Origin of the sequence: Kocuria atrinae C3-8 (assembly GCF_000286355.1) — a bacterium.
Lineage (GTDB): Bacteria > Actinomycetota > Actinomycetes > Actinomycetales > Micrococcaceae > Kocuria > Kocuria atrinae_A.
Genome location: NZ_AJXN01000075.1, coordinates 1 through 5266 on the forward strand (window position 1 = coordinate 1; position 5266 = coordinate 5266).

Consider the following 5266-nt stretch of genomic DNA (forward strand, 5'->3'; position numbering starts at 1 on the left):
GAACACTGGTGCGCATACCCTGCTGCGGGGCGAACGGGTTGTTACCGGGGCGAGGTGGCGCCCGGGCTTGCCCGAACGCTGCTGACCCGGACGAGCACCGCTCGGCTTGGGGCCGCCGGACTCGGAGCCGCGCCATGCCCTGCTGCGATGCGTACGGGTTGTTACCCGGACGGGCACCGCCCGGCTTGGGAGCCGAGGACTTGGGCGACTGCGGCTTGGACTCGGGGGCTTGGGAGCCTCAGTCTTGGGTGCTTCGGCCTTGGGGGCCGGAGCCGGCGTGGACTCTGCCTTGGGAGCGGCAGCCGGAGCGGCCTCTTCCTTGGCCTGAGCGGGCTTGGGAGCAGCCTGACCCGGCTTGGGGCCGGAGGCTGCTGCGGGACGCTCGACAGCGGGCTTGGTCTCAGCCTTGGGCTGCGACTTCTGCGCCGGCTTGGCGCTCTGAGTCTTCTGGGGAGCCTTCTCCGCTGCAGCCTCACCGGAACCGGCGGGGAATGCAGAACGGAGTTTCTTGGCTACGGGGGGCTCCACCGTGGAGGATGCTCCACGGACGAATTCCCCTAATTCTTGAAGCTTGGAAATCGCTTCTTTAGACGTGATACCGAGCTCTTTGGCGAGCTCGTGGACACGGGGCTTGGCCACATTTCTCCTGTCTCGGTTCGCACCGAAACAGGCACGAACCATTATCTTCCGTTGATGCGGCCTTGGGGTACGTCAATGATCGACATGACACCCTGCTGGCCGTGGGCGGAGTACGAAAAAGTACTCATCGCTTGGCACTCATCGGTTTTCCATGGTCTTCTGACTCGCTTTCGTTCTGTCCGTTCCACCGTGTGGACGGTAAAACGTTGAGGTGGTGACCGAGGTTCTCGGCACTGACGGCGGTGCGGAACGCGCGGTTGAACGCGCGGCGCCGCACAGCTGTACTGACGCATTCCTGGGTGGGGTGCACCCAAGCACCTCGGCCGCCGATCCGGCGGGACACGTCGAACACGGCTTCCAGGCCGTGGTCCGTCTGCTCCACCGCTACGCGGACGAGTTGGTCAGGGGACACAATTTTTTTGCATCCCACACAGGTTCGAAGGCTGTTTTGGCTCACCTTCGCTCCTGTACTTGCTCACGTGAGTACTCGGCACACGCCATGAGCGAGGCCGGTGAGTACGCACAATTCACGAACTGACCGTAGACCAGTCTAACGCGTCGGGGTTGATTCCCTCGAATTGCGGGTTCTCTCAGTGATTCGCCACTCGGGACTCGGGCACGATGTCGATGCGCCAGCCGGTCAGCCGAGCGGCCAGTCGAGCGTTCTGCCCTTCCTTGCCGATGGCCAGTGAGAGTTGGCTATCGGGTACAACGGCTCGAGCGGAACGGGTCCGCTCGTCCACGACCTCCACGCGGGTGGTCTTGGCCGGGGAGAGCGCATTGGCGATGAACACGTCGGGCTCTTCGGTGAAGTCGATGATGTCGATCTTCTCCTCCCCCAGTTCGTTCATGACCGCACGCACACGGGAACCCATTTCACCGATACACGCGCCCTTGGCGTTGGCTCCCGGGCGGGTGGCCACCACGGCCATCTTGGTCCGGTGGCCGGCCTCGCGGGCCAGTGCCACGATCTCCACCGAGCCGTCCGCGATCTCGGGAACTTCCATCTCGAACAGGCGACGCACCAGATCCGGGTGGGAACGGGACAACGTGATGGACGGACCCTTCATACCGCGCTTGGCCTCCACCACGAACGCGCGAATGCGAGCGCCGTGCTTGTAGACCTCGCCGGGTGCCTGCTCATGCGGGGGCAGCACGGCCTCCACGGTGCCCAAGTTGACCTGGATCATGCTGGGGTTCTTGCCCTGCTGGATCTGGCCGGACACCAGTTCACCCTCACGACCCTTGAAGTGGCCCAGCACGTTGTCGTCCTCGACGTCCCGCAGCTTCTGCAGGATGACCTGGCGTGCGGTGGCGGCGGCGATGCGGCCGAAGCCAGCGGGGGTGTCGTCGAACTCGCCGATCTTGTTGCCGTCCTCGTCGACCTCGTCCGCCCAGATGGTCACGTGACCGGTGCGGCGCTCGACCTCCGCACGGGCACCGCTCACGGCCCCCGGGGACTTCTGGTAGGCGAGCAACAGGGCCTGTTCGATGGTGGGGATCAGCACGTCCACCGGAATGTCCCGTTCGCGTTCGAGCAGACGCAGGGTACTCATATCAATGTCCATGTGACCGGCCTTCCTTCGTGCCCATTCGGGACCCGTCCGGGAACCAAACAGCGCGCCACACATGGGAGGTGTGGAGCGCTGCGCGTGGGTATTAGCTAATTGTTCTTCGGGCTATGGTACATCCCCCGTGCCCGTTTAGATTTCGACCTCAACTCGCGCGCCCCACACGTTCTGGTAGTCCAGGCGCTCCGGGTCCAAATACTTGATGGGCATGCCCTTCTTGGGCTGGTGCCAGCGCTGAAGCATCGCGTGATCGTCGTGGGCTTCCAGCAGACGGGCCGTGAATCGTTCGCCGTCCGTGGGGCGCACACGTACCAGGTGACCCACGTTGCGCTTCCAGTGCCGCGGGGTTTCCAGCTCGCGGGTCGCTCCGGGAGTGGAGACTTCCAGCTCGTAGGGCGGGCCTGGCACGGGGTCGTGCTCATCCAGTGCGGCGGAGATGTCTCGGGACACCTCGGCCAGGCGGTCCAAATTCAGGGCGTCCGTGCCGTCCGGCAGGTCCAGGACGATCCGCAGGGTTCGCTGAGAGCCCTTGGTCTCGAGTTCGAGGTCCTCCAAATACAGGCCCGCGGTGGTGACCACCGGCTCCACGGCGTTGCGAATGGCGGTAGTGTCTGCCGAGCTCATGCGTTCTCCTTCGTGTCGGTCGTTCTCCCTATCATGGAACAACACCGGAGCAAGGGAGGAATCGTGGCCGCTGAACGCACCACTCGCGCCTGGCCGTGGGTGATCGCGATCCTGGCCATCGCGCTGGTTGCCGTGCTCGCGATCGGCGCCTGGGCCACGTGGCGCCCGTTGTCCGAGTACGACGCCGCCCGGCTCACCGCCCGCGACATCGTCACTTCCGTGGATGAATCGTCCCGCGACGACGTTCCACGCGAGACCGTGGATCGTCAGCTCTCCGCGCTGGGACCCGCGGCAACCCCCGCGCAGCGCGACCGGCTGGACGAACAGTCGGCTCAGACTACTGATTCCAGTACCGCTTCCGGTTCTCCCGCAGCGGAGGCCTCAGAACCTGCTCCGGCGGACGTGGACCTGCCGTCTGCCGTCTCGCGGATGGCTGACTTGGCTTCGAACCAAGAGGACCCGGAGTTGGCCGCCACGATGAGCGGCATCGCGGCGTCGTGGTCCGCGGTCATTGCCCGCGAAGATCCCACCGCACAACCGTTGATGCGGTCCGATGCGCCCGAGGAGCCGGCCGCTGCGGGTGCCCCAGATCGAGACCAAGACGATGACTCGTCAGCAGAATCGGACGAGCGGTGCACTCCCGAACTGACCGCCGTGGCCACGCAGGTTGATCGAGCCCTGTTCACCGCCCAATCCGCCGAGGCCCGCGGTACTGATTCTTCAGACACTGCTCAGGCGTTGGACGAATGGCAGGAGAACCTGGAGCGGATTCAGGATCAACCGGCCGTCATGTCGTTGTACGAGTGCCAGCCCCGTCCCGCACGCGGCGGTTACGAAGTGCCGCGTGACATGACCGAAGACCCCGCCGCAGCCGCGGGCGAAGTGGCCCGGGACGTGTCCGAATACTCACAAAGCGCCATCGCCGCGGTCACTCCCACCGAACGGGCCTGGCTGTTGGACCTCCTGGAATCCTCGGCGCGCGCTCAGGCGCTGCTGCAGCCTTCCGATCCAGTACCCGCGCTGGTGGGCGAACACTTGGCTACTGACCGCTGAGGATGTCCCAACCCAGCTTCACGATGAGCACGCTCACCACCACGAAGAAGATGATCCGGATGAACGAGCTCCCCTTGGCCACGGCCGTACGAGCCCGATGTAACCCCCGAGCATGTTGCTGCCCCCCAGCACCAGGCCCAGTCCCCACAGGATCGACCCGTTGGCCGTGAACACGATGAGCGCCCCGATATTGGTGGCCAGATTGATGATCTTGGCTTTGGCGCTCGCGGCCAAGAAGCTGTAACCGAGCACCGAGACCAGTCCGATCACCAGGAAGGACCCGGTGCCGGGACCCATCACGCCGTCGTAGAATCCGATACTCGCGCCCAGCAGAACGGCCAGTCCGTAGTGCCGCGCACCCGTGTGGCGCAGTGCCGTGAGCTGACCCATGGTCGGGTGCGCGATGGTGAAGATCAGGACACCGATCAGCGCGGCCACGATGATCGGCCGGAACACTTCGGACGGCAAAAGTGACGCAACCGCAGCTCCCCCGCCGGACGCCACGAGCGCGACCACCGCCATGGGAAGAGCCGTGCGAAGGTCAGGGTGCACCCGTCGGTAGTAGGTCACCGCGGAGGTTGCCGTGCCGAAGATCGACCCCATTTTGTTGGTGGCGAGCGCCTGAACCGGTGTGATGCCCGGAATCATCATGCCACGGGCAATTGCAACAGGCCTCCGCCGCCCACCACGGCGTCAATGAATCCCGCGGCCAGCCCTGTGAGCACCAATAGCAGCAGAAGGCTCGGGGTTGCCGATACCAACCCCGAGCCTTCCAAGAACCATGCATCCACGCCGGATACCGGTGGTGACCGCCTGAGCGGTTACCGGGCCTCGGTCGAATCCGGCTGCACGCTCTGCGAGATGTCCGAGCGCAGCTCCTGAACCACCTGGTCCCGTGCAATGTCTCGGCTATCGCCAGTGCGACGATCGCGCACCTCGAGCAGTCCATCCTTGAGGCCACGTCCGATCACGAGGATCGTGGGCACGCCCAGCAGTTCGGCGTCGCCGAACTTCACACCCGGGGAGGTCTTCGGACGATCATCGAAGATCACGCTCATGCCGGCGTCCTCGATCTCCTTGACGATCTCCTCCGCAGCCTCGAGCACCTCGGTCCCCTTGCCCGTGGCCACCACGTGGACGTCTGCCGGAGCCAGATTGCGGGGCCAGACGAGACCCTTGTCGTCGTGGTAGTGCTCAGCCACGGCCGCCAGCGCGCGCGTGACGCCGATCCCGTAGGAACCCATGGTCACGGTCACGAGCTTGCCGTTCTGGTCCAGCACCTTGAGTCCCAGGGCCTCCGCGTACTTGCGACCGAGCTGGAACACGTGTCCCATTTCGACGCCGCGTGCAATCTCGAGTTCGCCGGAACCGTCCGGCGC

At 65.0% G+C, this 5266-nt stretch carries 6 protein-coding genes and 1 pseudogene; 1 reads left to right on the forward strand and 6 read right to left on the reverse strand.

The genetic code is table 11. The annotated features are described in order from the left end of the window. The 4 genes from YO9_RS17635 to YO9_RS0108695 all read right to left on the reverse strand — a co-directional run. Positions 1 to 639: translation initiation factor IF-2 N-terminal domain-containing protein (locus YO9_RS17635; protein WP_223286304.1), on the reverse strand; the 639-nt coding region annotated here is incomplete at its 3' end. A 124-nt stretch (positions 640 to 763) separates the two neighbouring features. Further along, positions 764 to 1096, reverse strand: a complete 333-nt coding sequence (locus YO9_RS0108685) for a YlxR family protein (RefSeq protein ID WP_031272952.1) — start codon at positions 1094 to 1096, stop codon at positions 764 to 766. 133 nt (positions 1097 to 1229) lie between these two features. Next, positions 1230 to 2207, reverse strand: coding sequence for a transcription termination factor NusA (gene nusA, locus YO9_RS0108690; RefSeq protein ID WP_016997130.1), 978 nt, complete (start codon positions 2205 to 2207; stop codon positions 1230 to 1232). Positions 2208 to 2342: 135 nt separating this feature from the next. After that, a complete protein-coding gene (locus tag YO9_RS0108695; protein ID WP_016997131.1) occupies positions 2343 to 2834 on the reverse strand; it encodes a ribosome maturation factor RimP in 492 nt (163 codons plus the stop codon). Positions 2835 to 2897: 63 nt separating this feature from the next. On the opposite strand from YO9_RS0108695, the gene YO9_RS0108700 reads away from it, so the two are divergent. Then, on the forward strand, positions 2898 to 3887 hold the full coding sequence (locus YO9_RS0108700) for a hypothetical protein (RefSeq protein ID WP_031272954.1): 990 nt from the start codon (positions 2898 to 2900) through the stop codon (positions 3885 to 3887). Here YO9_RS0108700 and YO9_RS0108705 read toward each other — a convergent pair. Beyond that, positions 3874 to 4678, reverse strand: a pseudogene (locus YO9_RS0108705) (sulfite exporter TauE/SafE family protein). The gene YO9_RS0108700 and the pseudogene YO9_RS0108705 sit on opposite strands and share 14 nt — an antisense overlap. Before the next feature lie 30 nt (positions 4679 to 4708). Beyond that, positions 4709 to 5266, reverse strand: a 558-nt coding sequence (locus YO9_RS0108710) for a His/Gly/Thr/Pro-type tRNA ligase C-terminal domain-containing protein (protein ID WP_031272955.1), incomplete at its 5' end; no start/stop codon positions are given.

Coding starts and splice junctions, on each gene's coding strand:
- nusA (WP_016997130.1), bottom strand. CDS start 2,207: ATGGACATTGATATGAGTACCCTGCGTCTGCTCGAACGCGAACGGGAC.
- YO9_RS0108695 (WP_016997131.1), bottom strand. CDS start 2,834: ATGAGCTCGGCAGACACTACCGCCATTCGCAACGCCGTGGAGCCGGTG.